Source organism: Methylobacterium sp. WL103, from assembly GCF_008039885.1.
In the GTDB taxonomy this organism is placed as follows: Bacteria; Pseudomonadota; Alphaproteobacteria; order Rhizobiales; family Beijerinckiaceae; genus Methylobacterium; species Methylobacterium cerastii.
Genome location: NZ_VRUX01000527.1, coordinates 1 through 2,959, shown reverse-complemented (window position 1 = coordinate 2,959; position 2,959 = coordinate 1). Strand labels below are relative to the sequence as shown.

The window sequence follows — 2,959 nt, the reverse complement described above, 5'->3', positions numbered from 1 at the left end:
CCCTCGATCGCGCCCGCCACGCGGGCCCGCGCGGCTACCGCGCCTTCACCCCGGCGATGCGCGATGCGGCCACGGAGCGGCGCGCCCTGCAGGACGCGCTGCTCGACGGCTTGGCCGCCGGCGAGGTCGCGCTGCACTACCAGCCGCAGATCGAGCTCGCGAGCGGACGCCTGCGGGGCGTCGAGGCCCTGATCCGCTGGAACCACCCAACACGCGGGCTGCTCGCGCCGGCCGAGTTCCTGCCGGCGATCGAGGCGAGCACCCTGGCGACCCGCTTCGGCCAATGGTGCCTCGACGAGGCCTGCCGCCAGGCCGCGGCGTGGCGCAAGGCCGGCCTGCCGCGGATCGGCGTCGCGGTGAACCTGTTCGACGCCCAGATCCGCGCCGGGACCCTGGCCGAGGTGGTGACCCAGGCGCTGGCCCGGCACCGGCTGCCGCCGGAGATCCTGGAGCTGGAGGTGACGGAGATGATCGCGCTGGCCGACGCCCCGGCGACCCTGGAGCCGCTGCGGCGCCTGCGGGCGCTGGGGGTCGGCATCGCGCTCGACGACTTCGGCACCGGCTACGCCTCGCTCTCGACCCTCAAGAGCTTCCCGCTCACCAAGCTGAAGATCGACCGCGGCTTCGTCCGCGACGTGCTCCACGACGCCCACGACGCGACCATCGTGAAGGCGGTGCTCGACATCGGCCGCAGCCTCGACCTGATCGTCATCGCCGAGGGGATCGAGACGCCCGAGCAGGAGGCGGCGCTGATGGGCATGGGCTGCCGCTACGCGCAAGGATACCGCTACGGCAGGCCGATACCGGGCGACCTTTTGGGGCTTCGCCTCGCTGAATCCGGCCCGGCCAGGACTCTCGCGCGGAGCGCATGAGCGACGCAACGCTCGGCATCAACCTTCCACCAAGCTTGACAGGGGCGGCGCCCGCGCCTCCTGAAGCGCCGGGCACGCGGCGGCGCCGTCCTGCTCGGGCAGGGCGGGAGACCATGGTGGGAAGCTTCGATCCGAGCCTGCTGGCCGCGATGTTCGGCGTGGCCCTGCTCGCGGGCGGCGTCGACGCCATCGCGGGCGGGGGCGGGCTGATCACCGTGCCGGCGCTGATCCTCGCCGGCCTCGACCCGGTGAGCGCCGTGGCGACGAACAAGCTGCAGGGCAGCGTCGGCGCCTGCTCGGCGACCCTGGCCTTCGCCCGGCGTCGGCTGATCGTGTGGCGCCAGGCCTGGCCGATCGCCGTGGCGGCGGCCGTGGGCTCGGTCTTCGGCGCCCTGTCCGTCGGACTGTTGCCGCGCCCGGTGCTCGACGCTGGCGTCCCCGTGCTGCTCGTCGGGATCGCGCTGTACTTCGCCTTCGGCGCCCGCATGCGCGAGGACGACGCGGCGGCGCGGCTCTCGCCGGCCGCCTTCGCCCTCGGCTTCGCCCCCGCGGTCGGCTTCTACGACGGCGTGTTCGGCCCCGGTGCCGGCGCCTTCTACATGGTGGGCTTCGTCACGCTGCTCGGCCTCGGCGTCGTGAAGGCGACGGCGCACACCAAGCTCGCCAACGCGGCGAGCAACCTCGGAAGCCTCGGTCTGTTCGCGCTCGCCGGCCACGTGGTCTGGCCGATCGGCATCGTGATGGCCGTCGGCGCCTATCTCGGCGCCCAGGTCGGCTCGATGCTCGCGGTTCGCCTGGGCGCCCGGCTGATCAGGCCGCTGCTGGTGACCATCGCCTGCGCGATGGCGGTGCGCCTCCTGTCCGACCCCGCCAACCCCTTGCGCGTGGCGCTGGCGGGGCTGCTGGGCGGATGAGGACCGGACGTCCGCAAGGCGCGCCCCAACGGGCGCGCTACGCGGGCTGTCACTTCGGCATGAAGGCCCAGTAGTCGAGGTCGAGGATGACGCTCGGGTGGTAGCCGTCGCCCTCGCGGCCGGGATGGGCGGCGCAGGGCTGGTTCTTGGTGGCGACCGTGCGCAGCCGCAGCAGCCCGACGTCGCCGCGCCCGGTCTCGGCGGTGTCGAGCACCTCGCTCCAGGCGTAGACCGTGTCGCCGGCAAACAGCGGCGCCACATGCCGGCCGGCGTTGATGCCGGCGAGGGCGAAGGCGTTGGCGAGCCCGTTGAAGCTGAGCGCGCGGGCGAGCGAGATGACATGGCCGCCATAGATCAGGCGCCGGCCGAAGCGGGTCTCCTTGCCGCTCAGGGCGTCGAAATGCACCTTGGCCGTGTTCTGGTAGAGGCGCGTGGCGATCTGGTGCTCGGCCTCCTCCACCGTCATGCCGTCGACGTGGTCGATCTTCTCGCCCACCGCGTAATCGGAGAAGCGATGCGGGCTGCCGGCGAGGTCGAGGTCGTAGGCCGAGACGTCGAGGGGCGGCAGGGCGCCCGCGAGGTCGGCCGGGTCGACGACCTTGGCGAAGCTCGGCACGTGCTCCTCGGCGATCGCGGCCTCCGGGTCGCGCTTGCGCACCAGCACCCAGCGGCAATAGCTCAGCACGGTCTCGCCCTCGGCGTCCGAGCCGGTCGAGCGCACGTAGACCACGCCGGTCTGGCGGTTCGAGCTCTCCTTGAGACCGATCACTTTGGAGACGGTGGACAGGGTTTCGCCGGGATAGACCGGGCGGCGGAACCCGCCCTCGGCGTAGCCGAGGTTGGCCAGCGCGTTGAGCGAGATGTCCGGCACGGTCTTGCCGAACACCACGTGGAAGGTCAGCAGGTCGTCCAGCGGGCTCTTCGGGTAGCCGATGCCTTGCGCGAACGCGTCCGACGACTGCACCGCGAAGCGCGGGCCGTAGAGGGCGGTGTAGAGCGCGACGTCGCCGGTGGTCACCGTGCGGGGCGTGGCGTGGCGGATGGTCTCGCCGAGGCGGTAATCCTCGAAGAAGCGGCCGGGATTGGTCTTCATGGGTTCTGGTGTCTCCGCGGCCGGGCGCGTCGTTCAGAGGTCTCGTCCGGCGCGCCGGGCGCCGGATCGCGGGCGGGGGC

General features: G+C 72.7%; 3 protein-coding genes. 2 read left to right on the top strand and 1 reads right to left on the bottom strand.

Annotated features, from left to right (window positions below):
• Both FV222_RS21775 and FV222_RS21770 read left to right on the top strand, forming a co-directional pair.
• The coding region (locus FV222_RS21775; protein WP_147815620.1) for an EAL domain-containing protein at nt 1-872 on the top strand (872 nt) is incomplete at its 5' end.
• A 113-nt stretch (nt 873-985) separates the two neighbouring features.
• Nucleotides 986-1,786: a TSUP family transporter gene (locus FV222_RS21770; protein ID WP_147762920.1), complete on the top strand. Its 801-nt coding sequence runs from the start codon at nt 986-988 to the stop codon at nt 1,784-1,786.
• Nucleotides 1,787-1,835: 49 nt separating this feature from the next.
• Here FV222_RS21770 and FV222_RS21765 read toward each other — a convergent pair whose 3' ends face one another.
• Complete coding sequence (locus tag FV222_RS21765; protein ID WP_147815619.1) at nt 1,836-2,879, bottom strand: MaoC family dehydratase; 1,044 nt, start codon at nt 2,877-2,879, stop codon at nt 1,836-1,838.
• Between the last annotated feature and the right edge of the window lie 80 nt (nt 2,880-2,959).